The following is a 25,888-nucleotide window of genomic DNA, read 5'->3' as shown; positions in this document are numbered from 1 at the left end:
GGATGGATTTTTTATTGCTATTTTTGTCTAGCAATCAACAAAACAATATGAACTATTTTTGGGCTATTTGCTTTTTTATACTGACTCATTTCGCCTATTCTCAACAAAAATTACAAGGTCAAGTAATTGATTTTGATTCGACTGTTCCTATTGCTTTTGCTAAGATAACTCACGAAAACAAAACCATCACTGCCGATTGGGAAGGACGATTTACCATTGTCATCACCAATGAAAAAAAACCCGTTTTGTTTTCTTACAAAGGTTATTATACCAACAATTATTACTTAACCAAAGACGCTACTTTTTTACTCATCAAAATGATTTCTGATAATACTCAGAAAGACATTGAGATTTATTCAGAAAATTTGGTCAATGGCTTGGTTAAAACGATGATTGAAAAGAAAAACCAAAACAACCCTGAAAAAGCGTTGGAATCTTTTGAATATAAAAACTACGAAAGGGTTTTGGTTTCGGCTCATCCTAATCAAATCAGTAGTAAAATCGATACGATTGTAAAAAAGAACATTTTTGGGACTAAAAAAATTAAACTGGATTCGTCCAATTACAAATTCAAAAAACTGACCGAAAAGCAACATTTGTACCAAGCCGAAAAGGTAAATTTTATTCAACACAACAAAAAAGGAAACAAAGAAACCGTTGTTGCCGCACGAATGGCAGGTTTCAAACAACCGTTGTACGAATATTTGGGTTTGAAATTAGTGTCGTACTCTATTTATGAAACGCCTTTTGAAATTATTGAAATTCCGGTGCTGAATCCGATTTCGAATTTTGGTCGACGAATGTATACTTTCAAATTGATCGACACCTTAAAAATTCAGAATCGCAGTGTGTACCGAGTGTATTTTCAGCCGAAGAACTTAAAATCGAGTAGTTTGCGCGGTTTAATATACATTGATGCCGAAACTTTTGGCGTTGCCAAAGCGTACTACCGAATTTACGGAACCGTCAATATTAATGCCACATATACGTTCAATTACATGAAAGAATACGGTTTGTGGTTTCCTGAAAAAAGAAAATTTGAAGTCATCAAAGGCAACAACAACGAAGATTTAAAGATTTTAGGCGGAACGATAAAATTCAATTCAACTTCCAAACTTCGGGCGCAAAACGACGCCTCCGATCAGGCATATTTACTCATTGAATCGAAACCATTCGACATCAAAATCAACCAACCCACCACAATTATTCAACCGAAAATAAAAATTGACGTTCCCAAATCGAGTCTTAAAGTAGAAGACAAATACTGGAATTCGTTCAGTAAAGACACTTTAGACAAACGAAAAATCTATACTTATATCGCTTTAGATAGTTTGTCGGATGCGGAAAAAATCGAGAAGAAATTACTCTTCGGCAAAAAAGTCATCAACGGTTACATTCCGATTTCTATTTTGGATATTGATTTACGAAGTATTCTAAAATACAACAACTACGAAGGTTTCAGAGTGGGTTTTGGCGCTGTAACCAACACTAAATTATCAGAACGTTACAAATTGGCTTTTTATGGTGCGTACGGATTTAAAGACGAAGGTTTCAAATACGGAGTTACACCTTCCTATCAATTGGACAAACCTACAAATACTTGGTTGAATGCGAGTTATTCGGATGATTTGAGCGAGATTGGACAAATTCAGTTTGCCACACAAAACCGTCGTTTCCGCATTTATGATCCGCGACCGATTAACGTTTCTACCTTCTATGAAAACAAAACATTTTCGGCTTTTTTAGAAAGTAAAATCATTCCGAAAACCAACACCTATTTCTCAATTACACGTTCAGAAATCAGGCCTTTATTTGAATACAACTTCATCTCCAACGATGAAATTTACACCAATTATAAGATTTCAACCGCACTTTTTGCGATTCAGTGGAATCCGTTTAGTGGTTATATGCAAACGCCAACAGGTCGATTGGAAATCGAAAAAAGGTTCCCGAAATTCTCCTTGCAAATCACCAAATCTATTCCGGGTATGTTCGACAACAATTTTGATTTTACCAAATTTGATTTCAAAATTGAATATGAAATTCCGTTTTTATCCGGACAAAAAACTGCTTTTGTTTTTCAAACTGGTATTAGTAATGGAGAAATTCCATTGACGCATTTATACAGTATTGCACCGAATAACTTGGATAGAAATACGCTTCTCAAACGAATCACTTTAGCAGGCAAAAACAGTTTTGAAACCATGTACTACAACGAGTTTTTCTCGAGTAATTATTTCATGCTTCAAGCGCGTCATACTTTCAATAAAATAAAATTAGGATATAAAATCAGTCCCGAAATTTCAGTAGTAACCCGAACTGCTTTTGGAACATTGAAAAATCCTGAGCAACACGACAAATTTATATTCAAAACGTTAGAAAAAGGATTTTTAGAAAGTGGCGCTGAAGTCAATAAGATTTTTAAAGGTTTTGGATTGAATTTCTTCATCCGTTACGGACCCAACGCGTTACCCAAATTTGAAGACAATTTATCGTTGAAAATTTCCTATCATTTGGATTTAGGAATCTAGATTACGGTTTAATAATCAACGTAGAAGGAACATTGCTCAACCAAATCGATTGCGAATCGACCAAAGTTTTCCAACTTTCCAAACTGATCATCATTAAGTCTTGGTTGATAAAAAATCCTGCGTTCAATTTTTTATCATTCAAGATTTCAACGTTGGAAGGATAAAGATCACTCAATCCTTGAACTGCTTTTTCAAGAACAAAATTCGATTTCAATTGATCATTAATATCAACCAAGCTGATTTTCGAATTGTTATTATGAATGAGTTTCTGAGCGTATTCAATCAAAAAAGTGTCATCGGAATTGTAAATCGGAACAAAAACTTCGTTCACTTGATTCAATTCTTTATCGATTAAAATTCCGAGTGGATTTTTACTTTTAGAAATAATTTGTCGCGTTCGATCATCAAAAGGAGAATTTTCAAATAGGCCTTCTTTACCCGTAAATTTATCCAAAAGACGATCGGGATTGATGATTCGAGAAGTAAATCCTAATATTTTTCCTAAAAAAGAACCTTCGAAAATGGATTTCCCTAAACCAACCAAAACCAAGTCAAAGTCGCCTTTGGCAGCAATATCAACAATGTCGTTTTCCACATCTACTGTGGCTTTAAAAATAGTATCAATTTCCTGATTCAACACTTTAGACTCATCAACAATGGGTGCAAAAGTCTCCTTCTCGTATTCTTCTAAATTGTAAGCATGCGTTTCGTCACTCAACGTTAAGTGCATTGCTGTAATGTTGGTATTTTCCTTTTGATTTTTTACAAAACTATTGGCCAATCTTAACAATGATTTACCTTTCTCTTGATTTCCAAAAGAAATTAAAATCTTGAATTTATCGTTCAATACATCTTTTGAAATAAAATCCTCTTTTGATTTAAAAATGAGATTGATTAAGTCCAATGCCGGACCAGTCATCACAGTTGTAACCAATGCCATAATGACCATCATGGTGAAAATTTGTGGCGACAAAACGCCTAATTCATATCCAATATTCAACACTACCAACTCCATTAAACCTCGTGTATTCATAAGTGCGCCAATAGTCAGACTGTCTTTCCAATTTTGACCTACAAATCTCGCAGCCAAAGCACTTCCGAAGAATTTACCAACAACAGCAACCAATACGATTAAACCTGTTATTTTCCACAAATACGGATCGTTAATCAATCCGATTTCAGTTCGCAACCCGGTAAAAACAAAGAACAAAGGAAGCAGTAAAATTACCGATACGTCTTCTACTTTTTCGATGAAAATAGTTCTGAACTTGGTAATATCGGGCATTATAGCACCAGTCATAAAAGCGCCGAATAATGCATGAATTCCGATGATTTCTGTCAAATACGACGAAATAATTAAAGTCAATAAGAAAATACCAACTACTGATTTGCTTAGATTGTCTTTGTTTCCATATAAATCTCCTACTTTTTTAAGAAAGGGTTTTACCAAAAACAACATCACAATTACGTATACAGCAGCCATTAAAATGATGTATAACGAACTGGCAAAAGTGCCTGCTTTTACAATAGCGATTACGGCAGCTAATAAACACCAAGCGGTAATATCATCGGCGGCGGCACAAGTAATTACAATGGTTCCGAGTTTGGTTTTATGAATGCCTCGTTCTTGTACAATTCGGGCTAAAACCGGGAAAGCCGTAATACTCATGGCAATTCCCATGAACAAACTAAACGACAAAAACTCAATACCTTCGGGAGCAAATTGATGGTAAATAAAATACGACAATCCAATTCCTAAGGCAAACGGAATTACGATACTTGCATGACTAATAACCACGGCTTCATTGGCTTTGTTTTTCAGCACTTTTAAGTCGAGTTCCATTCCAATTACAAACATAAAAAGGATCAAACCTATTTGGCTTAAAAACTGTAAATTCCCTAATGATTCCTTTGGAAATAGCATACCCGAATATTCTGGAAAGTACAAACCAACTAATGATGGTCCGAGGAAAATTCCTGCTACAATTTCGCCGATTACGGTAGGTTGACCGATTTTTCTGAAGACCCAGCCAAAAAATCGCGCCACAATAATAATGGTAATTATTTGTAGTAAAAGTATGGCTAAAGGATGCTGTAAGTTGTGGTATAAAGAAACCAAAAACTGATTGAATAAAGTGTCTTTAGAAGTAGGTGAAATAATATTTCTACCTATTTCTAATTCTTTCCCTTTGCTGACAATCCAATACATTAGAGCGGTAAAACCACCTGTGACTCCAATGTAAAAAATAGCATTTTTAAGATTCTTCATACTTTATTTTAAGGCATTACAAATATGAGAAAAGTTCTGCATCTTTGATGTAAATTAATATAAAAATAATATCAAATTTTCAATTCGTTATTTAGTAAAACTTTTACTTTCTCCGACTTTGATTTTGAGAGGTTTTCACTACCTTTGCACCCGTTTTAAGTCAGTATGAAAAAGATGTTAGGAATAGGATTTTGGGAATTAATCGCTCGAATCATCCTCAGAAATAGAATTATTATTTTAAGTGGAGTCGTTTTACTAACGATTTTCATGGTCTTTCAATGGAAGAATATCAAATTTACTCACACTGAAGCCAATCTGATTCCTGCTGATGATAAAGTAAATGTTGATTATGATAAATTTCTCAAAAACTTTGGTGAGGAAGGAAATCTAATCGTCATTGCTACCAAAGACCAAAAATTATTTACTCCAAAAGTGTACCAAGCATGGAGTGAATTGATGACTACTATCAAATCACACAAGGAAGTTTCGCTTGTGATTTCGGTAGATAATTTACAAACGCTGGTTAAAAACGATTCGTTACAAACGTTCCAACTACAACCATTTGTCAATCAGAATAAAATTCAAGACGAAAAGTACCTGAAAAAGATAAAAGCCGATTTATTCAGACAACTTCCGTTTTATGAAGGTTTGTTGTTCAATAAAAAATCAGGCGCGATTCGTTCTGCCATTTATTTAGACAAAAAAATCGTCAACACTATTGCTCGTAAAGATTATGTGCTGAACGATTTAATTCCGGAAATTGAAAAGTTTGAAAAGGAAACTGGAGTTGATTTACGCACTTCGGGAATGCCTTACATACGAACACTTAACGCCAAAACCATTATCGACGAAATTGGTTTGTTTATTGGCGCTGCGTTACTGATTACGTCATTAATTTTCTTCTTTTTCTTCCGATCATTCCGAGCTACATTAATCTCGCTGGTAGTTGTAATTATTGGTGTAATGTGGTCGTTTGGAACGTTGGCCATGTTGGGTTATGAAATCACCGTTCTTACAGCTTTGGTCCCGACTTTAGTAATTGTAATCGGAATTCCGAATTGCATTTTCTTCATCAACAAATACCATCAAGAATACCAAAAACACGCCAATAAAGCTAAATCGTTACAACGTGTAATCACCAAAACAGGAACTGCCACGTTAATGACCAACTTGACCACTGCTTTTGGTTTTGCTACTTTCATCGCTACAAACAACACTTTGTTGGTCGAATTTGGAGTAGTGACTTCCATCAACATCATTGCCATTTATTTGTTGTGTTTGTTGATTATTCCGATATTTTTCAGTTACATTCCACCACCAATTCCGAGGCATTTAGGTCATTTAGAGCGCGAATATTTAACCTCTTTTATGGGTTGGATTGTACGCACAGTAAAATACAACCGTGTTGGTGTTTATGTTACTGCTGTGATATTATTAGTCTTCGGAATCATTGGAATTTACGAAATCAAAATCTCAGGAAGTCTGATTGAAGACATGCCTAAGAAAACTGATTTTTTTGAAGACATTCGCTTCTTCGAAAAAGAATTTGACGGTGTAATGCCTTTGGAAATCATGATTGACACCAAAAAGAAAAATGGTGCCATGCGATTGACCAATTTGCGTCGTATTGAAGATTTGGAAGAAACAATTACGGATATACCCGAGCTTTCAAAACCGATTTCGATAGTATCGATAGCCAAAAGTTTCAAACAAGCGTATTACAACGGAAATCCAGAATTTTACGAATTGCCAACCTCGCAAGAAGAGTCGTTCATTCTACCGTACATCAAAAATTCGCTCGACAGTACCAAAGATAACCAACTAAAGAGCTACATTACTTCGGATGGAAGTGTAGCACGAATTACAACGTTCATTAAAGACGAAAATGGCGAAAAAATGGAAGCCATCGAAGCGCAACTGCGCAATAAAATCAACAAAATATTTCCTTCGCCACGTTACGAAGTAGTCATGACTGGAAAAGCGTCAGTGTTTCAAAAAGGAACAAAATATTTGTTAGACAACTTATTGTCGTCATTGCTTTTTGCCTTTTTAATAACTGCCGGGTTAGTCGCCATCATGTTCCGCTCTATAAAAATGGTATTGGTTTCCATCATACCCAATTTACTTCCTCTTATAATGACCGCTGGATTGATGGGCTTTTTGGGAATTCCGTTAAAACCATCAACCATTTTGGTATTTGGAATCGCTTTCGGAATGTCGGTAGATGACACCTTGCGTTTCCTAGCGCAATACCGATTGGAGTTGTCTCGAAACGAATGGAAAATTAAAAAATCGGTTTTTGCTACGTTTGATGATGCTGGAATCAGTATGTTCTACACCTCAATTGTACTATTCTTTGGATTTTCGGTTTTCATGTTGTCCAGTTTTGGCGGAACGATTGCTTTGGGCGGATTGGTAGCTTTGACCTTGTTCTTCGGAATGTTATCCAATTTGGTATTATTGCCATCGTTAGTATTGACGTTAAATAAAACATTGGCCAACGAACAAGAATTCATCGAACCAATTATTGATATTTTGGAACATAGCGATGAAGAATTGGACGAGTTAGAAAAGAAAAATAATTAATTTATATTTGCACTACTAATTCCATTTATAATGAAACATACAAAAGTAAAAGACTTATTAAACAGCACAACGACGATTGCAGAAGTGAATGTAAAAGGCTGGGTTAGAACTTTTAGAAATAATCAATTCATTGCGTTGAACGACGGTTCGACCATCAATAATATTCAGTGTGTAGTTGATTTTGAAAACACACCAGAAGAAACACTAAAACGCATTACCACAGGAGCGGCAATTTCGGTTACCGGAGCTTTGGTAGAGAGTCAAGGTGCGGGTCAAAAATACGAAGTACAAGCTTCAAAACTTGAAATTTTAGGCGATTCAGATGCTGAGAAATTCCCAATGCAACCTAAAAAACACTCATTGGAGTTTTTACGTGAAAACGCTCATTTACGTGTGCGTACCAATGCCTTCGGAGCAATTATGCGCGTTCGTTCGGTTTTGGCGCATGCGGTTCACACCTATTTTCAAGAAAAAGGATTTGTATACGTAAACACACCAATCATAACAGGTTCGGATGCAGAAGGCGCAGGAGAAATGTTCCGTGTTACAACTTTATCTTCAATAAATCCGCCAATAAAAACTTTGAAAAATGGTGAAGAAGATGCCATTGACTACAGTAAATTCGATAAGATTGCTGAAAAATATTATGAGGAGATTTTAAACTACTTCATGACTTCAGAAAATGATGAATTCAATGATATAAAAATTTTAATCGCAAAAAAGCTAAAGGGTCAAACTGCCTCATTTAAATCAATAATACTTGCCAAACCAGAACAAATTGAGTACTGGATAGAACAAATTAACACTAATTTAGATTTAGATAAAAAACAAAAGGCTTTTAAATCATTTAATAGATTCTTCAAAAAATTTGAGAATTTTGGATTTAACAATCTAAATAAAAGAGATTTAGTTCTTGAAATTAAAAAAATATGCAAAGAAAATGGATGGAAACTTGATAATGAAATAGGAAAAACAATAAGAAGAATTCATGGTGCCAAAAAATATCCTCTATTCTCACTGTCTTTTTATAATTTATTTACAATTTCTAATACTCAAAAAATTGATTGGGAAAAAGATTTCTTCGGAAAAGAAACTAATCTTACTGTATCTGGCCAATTGGAAGGAGAAACCTTTGCTATGGCTTTGGGTCAGATTTATACCTTCGGACCAACATTTAGAGCCGAAAACTCGAATACTTCGCGTCACTTGGCTGAGTTTTGGATGATTGAACCTGAAGTTGCGTTTAATGATTTGAACGACAACATGGATTTGGCCGAAGATTTCATCCAATTTGTCATCAAATATACGATGGACAAATGTCCGGAAGACTTGAAGTTTTTAGAAAGTCGTTTGGTAGAAGAAGAAAAATCAAAACCACAAGCTGAACGCAGCGAAATGAACTTGTTAGAGAAATTGAATTTCGTTTTAGAAAACAATTTCAAACGCGTTTCCTATACCGAAGCGATTGATATTTTAAGAGAATCTTCTCCCAATAAAAAGAAAAAATTCAGCTATATCATCAACGAATGGGGCGCCGATTTACAATCAGAACACGAACGTTATTTAGTGGAAAAACACTTTAAATGTCCAGTGATTTTGTTTGATTATCCAGCTAACATCAAAGCGTTTTACATGCGTTTGAATGAAGACGGAAAAACCGTTCGTGCCATGGATATTTTATTTCCAGGCATTGGTGAAATCGTTGGTGGTTCACAACGTGAAGAACGCTATGATGTATTAGTTGAAAAAATGAAAGTCTTAGGCATCGACGAAGAAGAATTATGGTGGTATTTGGATACACGCCGATTCGGAAGTGCAGTTCACTCGGGCTTCGGATTAGGATTTGAACGTTTGGTACTTTTCGTAACTGGAATGACTAATATTAGAGACGTAATTCCGTTTCCAAGAACGCCTCAGAATGCCGAGTTTTAAAAAAGTTTAATGTTGTTTAAATTGTTTAAAGTTGTTTAACCATAACAAATTTAAACCCTTAAACTCTTAAACCTTTAAACTAAAAACACAATGTTAAAACAAAACCTACAGTTCAAACTCTCTCAAAAATTATCTCCTCAACAAATTCAGTTGATGAAGTTGATTCAATTGCCGACGCAAGCATTTGAGCAACGTCTGAAAGAAGAATTAGTTGAAAACCCTGCATTGGAAGGCGGACAAGAAGAGGAAGAAATGTATGAAAAAGATGAATTCGACAACAACGATGAATACGACGACTATGAAGGAAGTGATAACATTGAAGCCGAAGACATCAACATTGACGAATATTTAAGTGACGACGAAACACCCGATTATAAATTACAATCCAACAATTACTCTGATGACGATGAAGAACGCGATACGCCTTATGCTGCGCAAACGAGTTTTCATCAGGATTTAATCAATCAATTGAACACGTTCATTCTTTCGGATGAGCAAAGAGAAATTGCCGAATTTTTAGTCGGAAGCATTGATGATGATGGTTATTTGCGCCGTTCGATTCAAGACATTGTAGACGATATGGCCTTCACCCAAGGCATTTATACCGATGAAAAAACGGTGGAGAAAATTTTGCATGTCGTGCACGAACTCGAACCTTCAGGCGTTGGAGCGCGCGATTTACAAGAGTGTTTATTATTGCAATTAAAACACAAAACGCCTACTGAATCAGTTGATTTGGCGATTGACATCATTGAAAATCAATTTGATGCTTTTACCAAAAAACACTATGATAAGTTACTTCAGAAATACGGTATTTCTCAAGATCAGTTGAAGAAAACCATCCACGAAATTGAGAAACTGAATCCGAAACCTGGCGGTTCTTTTGCAGGAAACAGTCGCGTTACCGAAAACATTGTTCCCGATTTTGCTATTCGAATTGTTGATGGCGAATTGGAACTTACGTTGAACGGCAGAAATGCGCCTACTTTACATGTTTCTAAAGATTACCAAGACATGTTGCGTACTTATAAAGATTCGCGCGACAAATCCCATCAACAGAAAGATGCAGTACAATTCATAAAGCAGAAATTAGACTCGGCCAAATGGTTCATTGACGCCATCAGACAACGCCAAGAAACACTTTTTGTAACCATGAATGCCATCATGCATTTCCAACAAGAATACTTTTTGGATGGAGAAGAAACCAGCTTAAAACCGATGATTCTCAAAGACATTGCCGATATGGTTGGTTTGGATATTTCAACGGTTTCTCGTGTGGCCAATAGCAAATACGTTGATACTCCATACGGAACCAAACTCATTAAAGAGTTTTTCTCAGAAGCAATGAAAAACGACCAAGGTGAAGACGTTTCAACTTTGGAAATCAAAAAAATTCTGCAAAACGTCATCGAAGACGAAGACAAAAGCAAACCGCTTCCCGATGATCAATTGGCCGAAATTTTAAAAGAAAAAGGCTATCCAATTGCCAGAAGAACCATTGCTAAATACCGTGAACAGTTGGATATTCCTGTGGCGAGAATGCGTAAAAAAATCTAATTTTTTACAAATCAATCGTTGCTTTTCTGTTTAAAACCAATACTTTTTCTGGGTTCTGCGTTTTCTTTTTTATCCATTAATTCATCCAAATAACTAAAAACAAGTTCGATGTTTTGATTTTGGTTAGAGAGTTTCTTTTTAATCTCTTCAATCTCCAATTTCATACTCATCGTGTCAGTAAGTACTTGTCTGATTTTTGTAAAAACCCTGATGATTTGAATGTTGACTTTGATGGCGGTTGAACTATTCAAAACACTAGAAAGCATCGCAATTCCTTGCTCTGTGAAAGCCATAGGCAAATATTTTGCGTGTTCACCTCTCTTTAAGGTGCCAATTTGGCTCCTTAAGATTTCATACTCAACTTGGGTTAATTCAAACATAAAATCTTCGGGAAAACGTTCGATATTTCTTCGAACCTGGCGCTTGAGTTGTTTGGTTTCGACAGCATACAGAGTAGCTAAATCACTATCGAGCATCACTTTTTGATTTCTGATGAAGTAAATTTTACTGCTGATAACCTCATCGGGCAAATACTGTTCATTCATGGCGTATACTATTTTAAGGTTGATATAAAAACAAAACTAATCAATTTGAGTTATAGATTTACATTGATTATTTATCTTTGAAATCAAATCAACTGAATTGAAAAAAATACTGCCCTTTTTTTCGTACCTCTTCCATCCTATTTTCATCCCGCTTTTGGGAACGGTTTTGTACATTCTTTTCCAAGAAAATTACTTTACTATTCCGCAAGTGTATCTATTGATTTTTCAGGTAATTATCATTACCATTTTTCTTCCGATGTCGTTCTTTTATTTACTAAAAACCTTCGGAAAAGTAGATACCATAATGCTTTCTGATGTGAATCAACGTAAAATCCCATTGCTCTTACAAATGGCTTTGACTGTGGTTTTAATCAAACAAAGCATTACAATTGATCGTTTTCCAGAGTTGCATTATTTTTTCTTAGCGGGATTGATAACAACGTTTATTGCATTTGTATTGCTTTTCTTCAAAATCAAATCAAGTATACACATGATTGGAGTTAGCGCGCTGACTTTTTTTGTAATCGGATTGAGTTTACACAATCAAATTAATATTATTTACCTCATAGCATTGTTGTTTTTGTTCACCGGAGTTATTGCGTCTTCTCGCCTTTACATGAAAGCACACACCATGACTGAATTAATAATTGGATATGCAATTGGTATGATTCCGCAACTTATAGTGTGGTATGCATGGTTATAAAATGTAAAACATCAACCCGATGTTGAACGTATTCATTTTAATTTTTTCACCATTAATAGAAGCATTTTTGAAGATGGGATTGAAGCCGTAATAAATGTAAGCGTTCCAAGTATTCCAACCCGAAGTAATGTAAGCGCCGTATTGTAGTTTTTCTAAATCAGAATTCCCTGTTTGTTTTACGCTCACACCTGAACCCTCAAATTTATACTGATCGTGAATGAGGTAACTCAATTTGAATCCGGTGTAAATACGCCAAAAGCGATGACTTTCGGGCGTTGATGTACGCCAACGCAATTCAATAGGAAGTTCTAAGTAGTGTAATGACAATTTATTTTTATCAAACTCAGAGTTAACAATTGCATACGAATCTGGGTTTCCATTTTCTGGAATTCCTAAATTTTGATTCATAATACTCAACCGATAACCCAAACCAGGAGCAATGGCCCAAGTTCTGTTTTTGTTGATTGGAAAATCGCGAAGAAAACCAAACACTATATTGGGAGAAATTTTTACCTGATCAAATCCTTGTGGTGCATTTTGAAGATTGCTGTAAGATGCGCCGATGTAAAATTGGTCTTCGCGGTAAAGCGAATCGGGCGAATCAAAATCGATTTCCTTCTTTTGTCCGTAGAAAAAAGCGCTTACAAACAGTAATCCTATGGAAATGATTTTACGCATCGATTGATTAGATAAATTACTTTCGCAGAGAGGATGGGATTCGAACCCACGATACAGTTACCCATATACAAACTTTCCAGGCTTGCTCCTTCAACCACTCGGACACCTCTCTATTGGGTTGCAAATAACTGATTTTTTTTGCAAATAAAAAAGGTTTATTCCATTTCGCCTCGTAATGGCGTTTCAAAAATGGTTTTGAACACTTTTGGAGCTACATTCTGACCTAATAAATACATCATTTTGGTGATAGCCGCTTCGGTTGTAATGTCTTTTCCTGAAATGATTCCGATTTTTTTAAGCTGTGTACTGGTCTCGTATTGTCCCATATTGACACTTCCGCCCGAACACTGCGTTACATTCACTATGAACAAACCGTTTTTAATGGCATTTTTCAAAATCTGAATGAACCAATCGTGGGTTGGTGCATTACCCGAACCGTAGGTTTCTAAAACCACGCCTTTCAAATTCGGAATTGAAAAAATAGCCGATAAAACCGATTCGTTAATTCCGGGAAACATCTTGATAATTGCCACATTGTCATTGAGTTCTTTGCGAACCACTAACTTCTTAGAACTTTTTGAAGTAAGTAAATTGCTGTTCACATTCAAATGCACGCCCGATTCGGCTAAAGGCGGATAATTAGGCGAAGTAAATGCATTAAAATGCTCGGCATTAATTTTGGTAGTGCGATTTCCGCGGTACAATTTGTATTCAAAATACAAACACACTTCGTTGATGACGGGTTTGCCTTTTTGTTGTAAGGATGCTATTTGTATCGCAGTAATTAAATTTTCTTTGGCGTCGGTACGCAAATCTCCTATAGGCAATTGCGAACCCGTAAATACAACTGGTTTATTCAGATTTTCGAGCATAAAACTCAATGCCGATGCTGAATACGACATGGTATCCGAACCATGAAGTACAATGAAACCGTCAAAAGATGTATAATTTTCTTCAATTATTGTGGCTATTTGAACCCATTTTTCTGGATTCATATTGGAAGAATCAATGGGGTTTTCAAACGAAATCGTTTCAATCACACAATCCAATTGTTTGATTTCAGGAATTTTTTGAAGTAATTTTTTAAAATTAAATGCCTTTAAAGCTCCCGTTTCAAAGTCTTTCATCATACCAATAGTTCCGCCGGTATAAATCAGTAATATGGAAGGTTTAGAGTGCATTCTGATACTTGGATTTATTTACAACAGGATTAGCATACATGGCCAAAAAACCTTCTACCATTTGCTCATTGGTGGTGTCAATTTTTAACTCGTAACGACGCTCAAAAAGTGATTTTTCATCGTCAGTGTAGTGGTTTTTGTATTTATCGGTTTTGTGCAATAAATCGTAGGCAATATAATTGGTTGGCCATAATTTATACGATTGCAAAATCGAATCGTCAATGGTTTGAGCTAACGCCTGTATTTGTTTATTGGTGTTGTCGTTTTCTGCAACAATCGCATCGATTTCCTCGTCCAATACTTTTCCTACATGAATGTGAATGCGTTTTTTCTGTCCAATCACCCCGCTTAACAATGTAATAAAATCTTCGTTTTTTTCTTTCTTGTAAATTTCGTCGTTAGCTTCGGCCATTAATTGTGGCATTTTTAAAGCATCGGTTGGATCGTACTCATAAGAAATCGAAACTGGAACAATCTTAATTCTCTTAAAATAATTCATCACGTTTTTCTCGTCCGAACCCATGGCTAGCATTTTTAAAACACCCGAATGAGTGGCATCGTTGCCGTCTTTGGTACGTCCTTCACGTTGTGCTATCCAAACCGAACGATTTTCACGAAGTAACAATTGAGCAATGTATTCAGACATCAACTTAGAACTTTCAAGCAATTCTCTGGGAGGCAAACCACGTTGAACCACAAAATTTCGATTGAGCTTGGATAAGGTTTTTAAGAAATCTTTCTTCACCAAATTATCTCCAATGGCCGATGCTGTCATGACCAATCGATGCTCGTGCAAACAAACGTTCAAGAGAGACGTGTCTAAAATAATATCGCGGTGATTGGAAATAAAAAGATAGGAAGTATTGGGTTCTAATTGTTCAAAACCCGAAGTAGTCAGTCCTTCCGAGCTTCGTTCTAGAACTTTTTTTACGGCTTTATAGGCGAAATTGATTTGGAAATCTCGAATCGAATGGGTTCGTTTGAGTTGCTCTTTCCATACCTCATCATCCACATTGGGATAAGCAAAATTCATCAGTGCTTTCATCATCGGATGATTCAATGCTGAGAGAATCGCTTCGTTTACTTCAGCATCGTAATACGGACGAATGGCGTCAAATTTCTGCATTTTGGTTTTTATTTTAAGAAGAACAAAAGAACAAAAAAAATATGACTTTTTGATTAAAACACAGTTAAGAAAAGAGCGATTTCAGTAGAAGTACATCCTTTAGTATACTTCCAATAAAATCGCTCCTATTAAATATTATACTTTAACTATTGCTTTATCAATTGATGAGTTATACTACCTGTTAGCGTTTTAATTTTCAAAAGGTATACACCTGTATTTAAAGTTTCCAAATCAATTGTTTCAGTGTTTTGATTGACGTTCATTTTTTGCCAAATTCTTTTTCCAACCATATCATAGACAGTCAGTTCGGTCATTTGCTCGCTACTTATAATCTGAATAGTATTGGTAAAAGGATTAGGAAAAACTTGATACGTTGTTGCAGTATTGGTTGGCACTGATAAATTATTTACTACACCTTTGAGTGTAATATTATCGTATCTGTTGTTCCCATTTGCAGCAGTAGTATTGCCTTCAAAAGTTATTTTCACTTTAAAATTTGCATTGTTATTGACCGCAGTAATCGAACTAAAATCAACTTCTACTAGGCTAAAATCTGTTCCAACATTAAATGAGGTCTGACTCAAATTGGCCTGAGTGTAATTCACTCCATCCGTACTATAGGAAATATGATTAATCAACTGACCTTGATTAGTACGTTGTACGGCATAGGCAAATTTAATGTCTCTGTATCCAATAGTAGACAAGTCAAAAACAAGTGATCGACCATCCGATGGATTTCTTACTCTTGCTGATTTACCCGAAGCTTGATTGAAATGTAAATTGAGATCTGAACCGGTGTCATTTACATCGATATCTCTTACGCCTGTGCCTGTATAAGTCATCAAAGGTTGGGCACTTGGAATAAGACTAAAATCAGCTGGAATAGTTGTAACGTCATTTGGAGTCACCAACGTATTAAAATGCCAGTAATAAATGGATTCTTCTACTCCAGTGACCACTTGAGTAAAATAGGCGGTAACCGTTGTTGCTTGTGAAATTTGAAGCATTATATCCGGATTTGTTGGATCGGGTTGGATGACAGCTCCATCTACAACCCAATGACTAAATTCGTAACCTATATTAGCCTCCGCTTTCAACATAGTTTGGATATTCCCAAATACTTGAGCAGTAAATGGATAATTGACTAACCACTCCGAATTCATTTTTATTTTTCCTGTATTGGCTGGTTCAACCTGAAAAGTGGTAGCAAATGGTCCTGTAACTTGGTAACAACCAACAAGTCCAGTGCTAATGGTTTGTGAACAACGGCTGAGTAAAAAATTTCGTGCCGCCAGTACATTTGCCTGCCACGTAGCCATACTTCCACCCCAACGTTGAATTTGTCGAGGCATTTCAGGTGTAATAACAGCTACAATACTGTCAAACACTTGAGTCACACGTTCGCAAGAAAGATGAGTATTGAGTAAATCAGCATAACGGGTTATGTATTTTTGTCTAACTATCGGACTTTCATCTACCAATTTTTTGATGGTTTGAGCATGTCCTACGCCTACCGTTAAATCTTCTACCTGACAAGGTTCAGCATTTGATGAAGGATCGGGAATTCCAGTATAATTGGTATAGTGACCCAACACACCATCCAAATCCCACAAAGCATAACGCCATTTTAAAGCACCTCCATTCGGATTGGTTCCGCGCCACCACGAGGTATTCCAATTGAGCCAATCTCTGTTTACCATGTACGAATTAAGTACAAAATAATCGACAAGACTATCAATATTGAGTTGACTTTCTACATAGTTATAATTGGCTTCAACAGCCATATCATTATTCTGTACATAATCCAATAAACTTTGCCATGCATCTACTGCTGGTTGATTCCCAAATTCAGGGTTAGTATCGCCCCAAGTTTTAATGTATTGTATGTATTGATCGCTGTCTCTAAAGATATAATCTTGGCCGTAGTAGTAATCAGTGTATTGATTATCGTCAACTTTTTCTCTCATATCATAAATTCCCCAATATTGACCATTGACAAAAAGAGAAACAAAGGTACTTCTTCTCTCATCCAATTCTAAATCGGATAATTCAGAAACTTTTTGTACAAATACATCTCTAAAGTGAGCTCCACCTGTTTGATGTGGATAATTATCACTTCCAGCAGCTTTTAGTATCAACCTTCTAAAATTTCCGCGATTGGTTGTGTTAAAAAACTGATGTTCCAAACGTCTTTTATAACCATGGTCATCCCGAGAAATAAAATCAATTCCTCTTTGGTTATAAGCCCAAGAATCATTACCATGCTTGTCAAAATCCCCCATGTTTTCATCGATAAAAGTACCATTGCTTTCAAAATATTCGAGGTATCCAGTTGGTTCATTTTGAGTACCATTTAGCAGTTGCAATAAATCAGCATCACCTGACAGAGAAATTACTGGTAAAGAGGAATTTTCATTGATGAAGTAAGTGTTGGTTTCTATAAATCCCGGAATCTTTCCAGGAACCGTACTAAATGATCTGGCGCGAACAACAGTTGATTGTGAAATGGTTATTGGACCTGTGTAAAGAGTTGATGCGGCTGTAGGAGTTGTGCCATTTAAAGTATATCGGATTTGTTCATTGGTGCCTGTTGAAGATAACTGTACGGTTACAGGACTAGTATATTTTCCGGGCGGCACACTGAATAACGGCTTTGTTGTGTAATTAGAAAAACCTCCCGTATTAGAAGTTCCTGGAGTAGGCGTACTAAAGACACTCCAAGTTGCTGCTCCATCAGATGTTCTTCCAGCAGAATGATTGGTTTGAGTAATAAACATTGTATGAGACTCTAAAACTGTACCGCTAGAATCTGACAAAACAACTTCGTCAGCATCGGTTTGAGTTAAATCAAAATTAGCATGTAAAACAGTTCCTGATGAAATATCTCTGTTAGAACAAAAAATCAAAACACGACTGTTGGGTGGTATCACACCGTTTTGAATCTGCCATTTGGTCGGATTGTTGCTGTTATTACTGAGATAATATCCTGCCAAATTAAAATAGGTATCCGGACTTGAGTTGAATAATTCAATCCAATCTTCATTTCTATTAAAACCATCATTAAAATTTCGGTTGGAAGCACAATATTCATTAATTAATAATGGACCATTCCCAAATTGTATCGAACCATAAGTAACCACAACCTGACGTCTGTTCACCAAATTATAAGTGGCATTGCATCCTGCGCCGCCCCAATTCCTCGAAAAATTGAAAGTATAATCAATCAAACCTGTTGACACTACATTACCAATAGGACTATCTGTAATTGTGTAGGTGTATAAACCCTCTGTGTTACCCACACCATTAGTAACTGGTGTTTGTCCGTTCGGACCCGAAACAAAACTCCGTTGATCCGACATCCAAGCGCCTGAACCATTCACAGCAACAAAATCATAACTTAGGGTCGATGACAAAACAGTTTGCCCAGCTGGAACAGCAACCTGTAGTATTGATTGTTGGTAAGCTGGAAAAAAACAAGAATTAACAACGTCAGTATTAGTAACTGTTACCACCGGATCTATGGTGATTGGAAATACTCTATTGGTTGATTGCAACCAAGAACCATCTATTTCAATTTGAATTTTATAATTGGTTTCAGATAACTTAATCAAATGGTATTGTGCTTCGTAAGACGGCATTCGAATACCGCGAACACCCACTTTACTATCTGAAATAACAGGTAGTTGAAACACTAATGCAATTTCTCCACTTTGATTGGCTATAACAATTTGATTGTTTTCCTCGCGAATAGAAAATCCTTTGGGCAATTCAATCATTTCCTCCACCAATAGTTTTTTAAATTGATTGGGGAAAAAATTAGATTGGTTGATTTGATAGTTGTACTTCATAGCCTCACCATACATAACAATGCTTTTGTCTAAGCTTGTTGCTGTATTTTTAAACTCTATTTCATTATCCGACTTAAGAATTGCTTTTTGCTGATTGGAGGTAATTGTTGTCACAATTTTGTCGTTTTCATCAAGGAAAACAAAATTACTCTGACCTTCAAATTTAATTTGCTGATGGTCAATTTTAAATGATGTTTGACCGTTACTTAACTCAAAAAAAGGATGCTGTTTGGGATAAGTAATTGTATTTCCATTTTGCGCCCAACTGTAATCAATTGAACGCCAAAAACCATCGTCTGCTAGATAATGCAAAGGTGTTGACGATTGAACAGTGGTTTTTGTTTTGTTAGTATTTAGGAACGTTCGAGAATACTTTGTTCTTTCGTGTACCAATTCGTAATCAACCTCATGAAGGGATTCATTGTGAGTGGTTTTGCCCAACTCAGGATGAGACTGATGTTTCAGCGGAATTAAAGAATACTGTTGACTTGTGTTTTTGGTTTGCGAATAACCCAAAAAACAAAGCAGCAATACGCATGTTTTTAAGTAAATTTTCATCATAGCAAAAGGGTTTAGGTTTTTATTTTGACAGCGGAATGTAAATTCCTAGCGCCTAAAGTAAGAAATATTTTGCTCATGTTGAACGTTTTACAAAAAAATCAAGAAGATTTTTACCTTTTTTCGAGAAAAAATCAGAATCAGACTTGAAAAAGAAAAAAATTTAAACTCCAAAAATAGCTTTGGAATTTTCAGTAGTAATTTGAGCAATTTCTCCGACGGAAACTCCGTAAATTTCGGCTAATTTTTGAGCCACTAAAACGGCATAACTACTTTCGTTTCTTTTGCCGCGATGCGGAACTGGAGCCAAATAAGGCGAATCGGTTTCAAGTACAATGTGTTGCAAATCAATTTGGTTGAGAAACTGATCTATTTTTCCATTTTTGAAAGTAGCAACTCCACCAATTCCGAGTTTCATATTCAAATCAATAGCATGTTGGGCTTGATTAAAATCGCCTGTAAAACAATGGAAAATCCCGAATAAGTTGTCACTTCTCTCACTTTCCAGCACCTCAAAAATTTCATCAAAAGCATCACGACAGTGGATGTTAATTCCCAATTGGTATTTTTTTGCCCATTGAATTTGCTGTTTGAAAGCGGCTTTCTGAATGTCTAAAGTCGTTTTGTCCCAATACAAATCAATACCTATTTCGCCTACCGCATAGAATTTGCGTCGTGTCAATTCGGATTCTACATATTGCAATTCGGCTTCAAAAGTATCCGGTTTAACATAACACGGATGCAATCCCATCATTAGAAAAACATTTTCAGGAAATTGTTGTTCTAAATCGTACATTTTTGAAGTATAAGTCGAATCAATAGACGGAACAAATAATCGGGAAACACCTGAATTGATAGCGCGTTGCATCATTTCGTTTCGGTCGTTTTGGAATTCTTCGGAGTATAAATGAGTGTGTGTATCGGTGAGAATCATTTTATTTTAACATTTTTGCAAAGATAAGGTTTTGATTAAAAGCTAAGCTTACTAATTTTGAACCATATATGGCATATAAGAGATTTAAGTTCCTGCTTAAATGACCTTAAATGCCTTATATGGTTCAAAAAAAATCAATCCAAATCGTTCAATAATTCCTGAGCTTTTTCAAAATCTTCAGCATCAGTTGGAATTTCTTTTAAAGTGGATTTACACTCTTCTTTCTTGTCTTGTTTTAAGTAGGACAACGCCAAATACCAAGTCGCTTTGTGTTTGTAGACAGAATTTCCTTCGCGTAATTGATCTAAAAACAATTGCGCTTTGGGATAATTATTAGTTTCAATTAATGAAATAGCATAAAACAATTGCAATTCTGGATCTCTAAAATCGGTTATTTTGTCAAAAGCAGCTACGGCCTTTTTATAGTCTTTAGTGTTGAATGCTTCTTGTGCTTCTTTCAGATTGGCATCACCAACACTGCGTTCCATGAATAATGCGGTGTCGTGTTGATTGTAATCGCTATAATTAGGGTCGTTTTGCATCATGAACCACATTCCCAATACTACAACAACAGAAGCCGCAACAGCGTAATACCAAGGTTTGAAAGTAATGACTTTGCCTTTTTCTTGTACTTCTGACGATGAAAGAGTTTCAAAATATTGATTGGAAATGGACTTTAAATTTTCTTTAAAATCGATGGTTTCATTAGAAAATTTATGCTCCAAAAACTGTGTGGTTTCTTTATAAAGAGTAAAACTTTCGTTGAATTGTGCATCGTTTTGCAATTGTTCTTCAAAGAGTGTTTTTTCTTCTGAAGACAGTTCGTTAGCGAGGTAATTCTCAAAACGGATGTAAGTTTCTTCATTCATGGCATTAGCTTTTTAATGATTGGTATCTGTTCGATTGCTGAATCATTTCGGTTAATTGACCGGTGCACAGTGATTTTTTCTTTCTCACATAAGCATAAGTCACGTTCAATTTGGCAGCTACTTCTTCCATCGTTTTGGTGATAAAACTCAGTTTGAGAACTTCCTGACATTTTTCTCCTAATTTCTGAAACATTTCATCAAATAATGATTGTTTTTCATCAAAAACTTCGGTTTGGAATGTCAATTCTTGAACGGATTCATCTGTAGATACATTTTCATCTTGTAATGTTACCTCTTTATTGGATGTTTTTTTTAATTCGTTGAGCCATCGACGTTTACACAGTAAAAAAAAGTAAGCATCAAACGGACACGATAATTGTAATCCTTTGGTTTTGGCTTGATTGTATATAGTGATTAACACTTCCTGAATGACATCTTGTGCTTGATCGTCATCACCACTATTCATACGAATGTAGTTTTTGACTTTCGGAACAAATTTCTTGTAGATGGTTTGAATGACAGTCGAATTGTTTTGAACCAATCCGTCAATGTAAAGTTGATCGGGATGAATGTTTTTTTCGGCCATAATTCGTTGATTTTACGGCTAATTTAAAAAAAATTACCTACAAAGGGTAACAATTTTCTAAATCAATTGATATAGAGTTGAAACGTTCTTCAATTAGTGAAATGTCTTTCGAAAAAAAATCATTTCAATGGGTAACAAATTAAAAAGCTAATTGATATAACAGTACAAATCAAACAATAACAATTAAAAAACTCAGAAATCATGAAATCAACGATTCACGAACACCAAAAAAACAATTTTAAAAATGTGAGTAAAACAACATTTACAACATTAGCCATCATAGCACTAACCTTTTCTAACAGCTATGCAACAGAAGTTCCATTCACTTCAAACATTATCGAAACAACCACAACTCTTACTAGAGATCAAATCACAGAAGTATTCGATTGGAATGTAACCACCAACCAAGGCAATTATTCAGGAACAGCCAATTCATTAGAAGAAGCACAAAAAATAATCGCCATTGTATCTACAGGAGAAATTATCTTATCCAAAAAAGTAGAAAGTTTCTACCAAGAAAAATCAACTACAGCGTCCAACACCTTACGATTATTCTTTTGGGAAGTAACTACCGATTCTGGAACCGCAAAAGGATTTTCATCTTCTGAAAGTCAAGCCAAAAAAATGATCGAATTAGTAAGTACTGGCGCGATCTTGAACTATAAAATCATCCAAAGTGCTGATTTTGAAAAATAATTCAAAAAATGGGGTAACAATTTAAAACCTCAGTTGATATAACTATAGAAACCAAAATTAATAAAAACATTAAAAAATTAGAAATCATGAAATCAACGATTCACGAACACCAAAAAAACAATTTTAAAATTGTGAGTAAAAATCAATTTAAAAACATCGGAATTTTACTTTTAGCCTCTTTAGCTTTTACCAGTTGTTCAGACGACGACAAAGCAGCAGACACCATCTACAGACCTAGCACAGGCGAATGGTTGGCCTTACGAAATGATGCTTTAGACAACATTACTCAGAATTTTACTTTCAATGCAGAAGACGGTCCAGCCACTTTTACCACCGCAAAAGGTGTTCAACTGACCATCAATGGGAATTGTTTAACCAAAAACGGAAACCCAGTAACTGGAACAGTACAATTGGAATACGCAGAAGTATTTGACCCTGGAACAATGCTTGTAACGGACAAGACAACTATGGGAAGATTACCCAATGGCGATATGGCTTTGATCATTTCGGGTGGCGAATTTTATATCAACGCTACTCAAGGTGGAGTTCAATTAGACATCACTTGCTCAATGCAATTGCTTATTCCATCTTCTTTAACGGGTGGCGCTGATCCTGGAATGTCGCTTTGGGACGGAACTATCGATGAAAACGGAAACTTAGATTGGGATGAACAAGAACCCGGAGCTGGTGGTCCACAAGGTGGAGTTTTCACCGAAGGTCAAGGTGCTAATGCTCCGTACTACGCTTTCTTAAATGATTTTGGATGGACGAATGTGGATCGTTTTTACAGTAATCCCGGACCTAAAACTACCATTTTGGCTGAAGTTCCAACTGGGTATAATTTTCAAAATAGTGCGGTGTATTTGCATTATGATGGAGAAGGAAGTGCATTAGCCAAATTGGATACGTTCAATTCAGGAACCAATCAATTCTCAGAACATTACGGACAAGTGCCAATTGGATTACAAATGCACGTGATTTTTGTAACCGAAGATAATGGAAATTACCGTTATGCAATAAAAGCTGTAACCGTTGGCGCTGGAGATGTATATGTGTTCACCGATGCTGAAACTACTCTCGGAACCGAAGCTCAATTAGTAGCTGCCATCAACGCTTTACCTTAAAAGTAATAGTTAGGTTAATTTAGTTTTTTGTGGAAAGTGGTGACTAGTTCACCACTTTTTGTTACTTTTATAAATGCTAACCAAACCATTGATTATGAAAAAAATAGTTTTCTTACTCGTTATACTGTTTGGAATTGCCCCATCTTTTTCACAAACAAAGGTAAAGGACACCATCACTCGAAGAGCCAATGTGGTGTACGACCAAAAAGGAAACGTTGTTGCTTTTAAGGCTGAAACTCCTCCTTTAATTCAGATTGCTGGCGCACCTAAAGCCAATTATACGTTTTTTTGGGAATACGGCGACGGAACCTACGGCAAAACTGCCGAACCCAAAAAAGTCTACAAAAAACCGGGTCAATACAAAGTCAATGTAAGTGTAACAAACAACTATGACAACGGAAAACCTCCTAAAACGCGACCTAAAACAGTAGCTGTTACTGAAGTCATTGATACCAATTTTGATGATGTGGCAACATTATCCGACTCAACTTCCATCCATCTTTTTGCCAACCGCGAACCCATGCCTGAAGAAGAAATGGTCGTGGTGTTGAGTTATCAAAATCTGTTGGATTATATGGCCAATGGTAAATTGTATTTGTTTTACAACGATAAAGAATTCAAGAACGATAACTTCGAATTGATTGAAACCCGCACACATAATGGTGAACGTGAAATTTCTGAAAACGGAATTGCCTTTGTAGAAGACGAGAATAATTCGTATTCTTCCTTCGCTTCCGCAGATGAAAATTCGGCGTTTCGAATTCCGTTTTGGAATGAAAATGAAGATTTAGAACTCACATTGGCCGAAAGCAAATCGCAATTCAGAAACTACAAAACGTTTGAATTTGACGGAATGAATTCAAAAGAAACACGAAATGTTTTTTTCACATTCAAAACCACACCCGAAATGATCAAAGACACGAGCGCAACAGTCAGAATGCGCGGCGTTTATGTTCCGGATCGAAGTTATAAAAACCACAAAAAGAAAACCTTGGAAATGGAGATTGTAACCTCGCACGACCCAAATAAAATGTCGAGTAATGCCATGTTCATGAATTACCGAACCGTTCGATTGAAAACCGTCAATTTCAAAACGCGCTTTCAAAACGATGGTGAAGGTCCGGCACGTATGATTCGATTGGAAACGGATATACCGGACATGTTCGATAAAAAAACCTTAAAAATTGTTGATTCGTATCCGAAATGCCCAATTTGTCCCAAAGACGAAGAAGTCAATTACAGTTGTTTGGACACTATCATCAAACAAAAGCAAATTCATTTTACCTTCAAAAACATTTACATTCCAGGAAGCCAACAAAAGAATGTTACCGAACGCGATTCGACCAAAGGTTTTGTAAAATACACCATGAAATTTGCCAAAGATTTTCACAAAGAAAAAACCCGAAGCCGCACTGCTATTATTTTTGATAAAAACGAACCTGTGATTACCAATTATGCGGTGACGCGGTTTTTACCGGGCGTTTCGATTGGTGTTCGTACGGGTTATAATCTGTATACTGATCAAGAAAATCCGAAAAGTTACTTTTTAGGAGCAACGATTTCACCGTACAAATCGTATCGCTTTTATTGGCAATCGGAGTTGTATTACAATTATTTTGAAAGTAGTTCATCGAGCGAATCGGGTTTGCAACAAGTACAATTCAATCCGCCTATAATTTTAAGTACTGGTGTAGTTTACGATACAGGTTTTGTACAAACTTCGTCGAGTACCAAAACCATACGAAATCTAGCTGAAGTAGTTCCGATTTCGTTGCGTTACAATATTAACAATTACATTGGTGTTGGCGTCGGACCTCAGTTTTCGGTGTTGCTGAACGAAACTACCGAAGTGAATCGAAGTCGGAAAGTATATGCGCCCGATTTCAATACCAATCCTCCTTCGGCTGGCGAAGAAATTGAATCGATGAGTATGAGTGATTCGCAAGAAACTTCCAAAAAAGCATTTGAAAAAATGAACGCAAGTGTATTTGCTGATGCTACTTTTGGTTTTGCACGTATTGGTCCGAGTGTTGGAATTCGGTACTATTTGAATTTTGAAAAAGATTTTAATTATTGGCAATTTTACGCGATTTGGAAGTTTTAGTTTTTAAGCACAAAGGCGCAATGTTTTTCGCAATGTTCGCAAAGTTTTTTCTGAACCGTAT

The 25,888-nt window shown here is 36.0% G+C and carries 17 protein-coding genes, 1 tRNA gene and 1 pseudogene; 9 read left to right on the top strand and 10 right to left on the bottom strand.

Annotation, left to right across the window (positions count from 1 at the left end; all coding sequences use genetic code 11):
• The first annotated feature begins 47 nt into the window (after positions 1-47).
• Positions 48-2,531 carry a DUF5686 family protein gene (locus tag VK161_RS03250; RefSeq protein WP_324213322.1) on the top strand — a complete coding sequence of 828 codons (2,484 nt, stop codon included), beginning with the start codon at positions 48-50 and terminating at the stop codon, positions 2,529-2,531.
• 1 nt (position 2,532) lies between these two features.
• Here the strand turns inward: VK161_RS03250 and VK161_RS03245 are convergent, their stop codons facing one another.
• The gene (locus VK161_RS03245; RefSeq protein WP_324213321.1) at positions 2,533-4,800 is read right to left on the bottom strand and encodes a cation:proton antiporter; all 2,268 of its coding nucleotides are present in this window, start codon (positions 4,798-4,800) and stop codon (positions 2,533-2,535) included.
• A gap of 165 nt (positions 4,801-4,965) precedes the next feature.
• Here VK161_RS03245 and VK161_RS03240 point away from each other — a divergent pair, with 165 nt between their 5' ends.
• From VK161_RS03240 to rpoN, 4 genes and pseudogenes are all read left to right on the top strand, one after another.
• Complete coding sequence (locus VK161_RS03240; RefSeq protein ID WP_324213320.1) at positions 4,966-7,386, top strand: efflux RND transporter permease subunit; 2,421 nt, start codon at positions 4,966-4,968, stop codon at positions 7,384-7,386.
• A 30-nt stretch (positions 7,387-7,416) separates the two neighbouring features.
• Positions 7,417-7,878, top strand: a pseudogene (locus VK161_RS15385) (OB-fold nucleic acid binding domain-containing protein); the annotation flags it as partial.
• A 42-nt stretch (positions 7,879-7,920) separates the two neighbouring features.
• Positions 7,921-9,318, top strand: coding sequence for an asparagine--tRNA ligase (asnS, locus tag VK161_RS03235; RefSeq protein WP_414655409.1), 1,398 nt, complete (start codon positions 7,921-7,923; stop codon positions 9,316-9,318).
• Between the two features lie 90 nt (positions 9,319-9,408).
• Positions 9,409-10,875 carry an RNA polymerase factor sigma-54 gene (gene rpoN / locus VK161_RS03230; RefSeq protein ID WP_324213318.1) on the top strand — a complete coding sequence of 489 codons (1,467 nt, stop codon included), beginning with the start codon at positions 9,409-9,411 and terminating at the stop codon, positions 10,873-10,875.
• Between the two features lie 11 nt (positions 10,876-10,886).
• Here the strand turns inward: rpoN and VK161_RS03225 are convergent, their stop codons facing one another.
• On the bottom strand, positions 10,887-11,420 hold the full coding sequence (locus VK161_RS03225; RefSeq protein WP_324213317.1) for an ORF6N domain-containing protein: 534 nt from the start codon (positions 11,418-11,420) through the stop codon (positions 10,887-10,889).
• Between the two features lie 97 nt (positions 11,421-11,517).
• On the opposite strand from VK161_RS03225, the gene VK161_RS03220 reads away from it, so the two are divergent.
• Positions 11,518-12,123 (top strand): hypothetical protein, encoded by a 606-nt coding sequence (locus tag VK161_RS03220; RefSeq protein WP_324213316.1) that lies wholly within the window; start codon positions 11,518-11,520, stop codon positions 12,121-12,123.
• On the opposite strand, the gene VK161_RS03215 is transcribed toward VK161_RS03220, so the two are convergent.
• The 8 genes from VK161_RS03215 to VK161_RS03180 form a co-directional block, all read right to left on the bottom strand.
• A complete protein-coding gene (locus tag VK161_RS03215) occupies positions 12,118-12,801 on the bottom strand; it encodes a porin family protein (protein WP_324213315.1) in 684 nt (227 codons plus the stop codon). The genes VK161_RS03220 and VK161_RS03215 overlap by 6 nt on opposite strands.
• A 25-nt stretch (positions 12,802-12,826) precedes the next feature.
• A tRNA-Ser gene (locus VK161_RS03210) sits at positions 12,827-12,913 on the bottom strand.
• Between the two features lie 43 nt (positions 12,914-12,956).
• A complete protein-coding gene (locus VK161_RS03205; protein ID WP_324213314.1) occupies positions 12,957-13,982 on the bottom strand; it encodes an asparaginase in 1,026 nt (341 codons plus the stop codon).
• Positions 13,972-15,108, bottom strand: coding sequence for a 1-acyl-sn-glycerol-3-phosphate acyltransferase (locus tag VK161_RS03200; RefSeq protein ID WP_324213313.1), 1,137 nt, complete (start codon positions 15,106-15,108; stop codon positions 13,972-13,974). Before VK161_RS03200 ends, VK161_RS03205 begins: the two co-directional genes overlap by 11 nt.
• A gap of 146 nt (positions 15,109-15,254) precedes the next feature.
• Positions 15,255-19,517 carry a CotH kinase family protein gene (locus VK161_RS03195; RefSeq protein WP_324213312.1) on the bottom strand — a complete coding sequence of 1,421 codons (4,263 nt, stop codon included), beginning with the start codon at positions 19,515-19,517 and terminating at the stop codon, positions 15,255-15,257.
• Positions 19,518-19,677: 160 nt separating this feature from the next.
• On the bottom strand, positions 19,678-20,448 hold the full coding sequence (locus VK161_RS03190) for a TatD family hydrolase (protein WP_324213311.1): 771 nt from the start codon (positions 20,446-20,448) through the stop codon (positions 19,678-19,680).
• A 134-nt stretch (positions 20,449-20,582) separates the two neighbouring features.
• Positions 20,583-21,317 carry a tetratricopeptide repeat protein gene (locus VK161_RS03185; RefSeq protein WP_324213310.1) on the bottom strand — a complete coding sequence of 245 codons (735 nt, stop codon included), beginning with the start codon at positions 21,315-21,317 and terminating at the stop codon, positions 20,583-20,585.
• 4 nt (positions 21,318-21,321) lie between these two features.
• The gene (locus VK161_RS03180) at positions 21,322-21,903 is read right to left on the bottom strand and encodes a sigma-70 family RNA polymerase sigma factor (protein WP_324213309.1); all 582 of its coding nucleotides are present in this window, start codon (positions 21,901-21,903) and stop codon (positions 21,322-21,324) included.
• Positions 21,904-22,104: 201 nt separating this feature from the next.
• Between VK161_RS03180 and VK161_RS03175 the strand changes: the two genes are divergently transcribed.
• From VK161_RS03175 to VK161_RS03165, 3 genes are all read left to right on the top strand, one after another.
• A complete protein-coding gene (locus VK161_RS03175; protein ID WP_324213308.1) occupies positions 22,105-22,599 on the top strand; it encodes a hypothetical protein in 495 nt (164 codons plus the stop codon).
• Between the two features lie 86 nt (positions 22,600-22,685).
• Positions 22,686-23,723, top strand: a complete 1,038-nt coding sequence (locus VK161_RS03170) for a hypothetical protein (protein WP_324213307.1) — start codon at positions 22,686-22,688, stop codon at positions 23,721-23,723.
• A 94-nt stretch (positions 23,724-23,817) separates the two neighbouring features.
• Positions 23,818-25,827 (top strand): PKD domain-containing protein, encoded by a 2,010-nt coding sequence (locus VK161_RS03165; RefSeq protein ID WP_324213306.1) that lies wholly within the window; start codon positions 23,818-23,820, stop codon positions 25,825-25,827.
• The last annotated feature ends 61 nt before the right edge of the window (positions 25,828-25,888 follow it).

Origin of the sequence: Flavobacterium sp. (genome assembly GCF_035299245.1) — a bacterium.
GTDB lineage: Bacteria > Bacteroidota > Bacteroidia > Flavobacteriales > Flavobacteriaceae > Flavobacterium.
The sequence above is the reverse complement of the archived record's forward strand: the minus strand, read 5'-3'. Positions and strand labels throughout refer to the sequence as shown.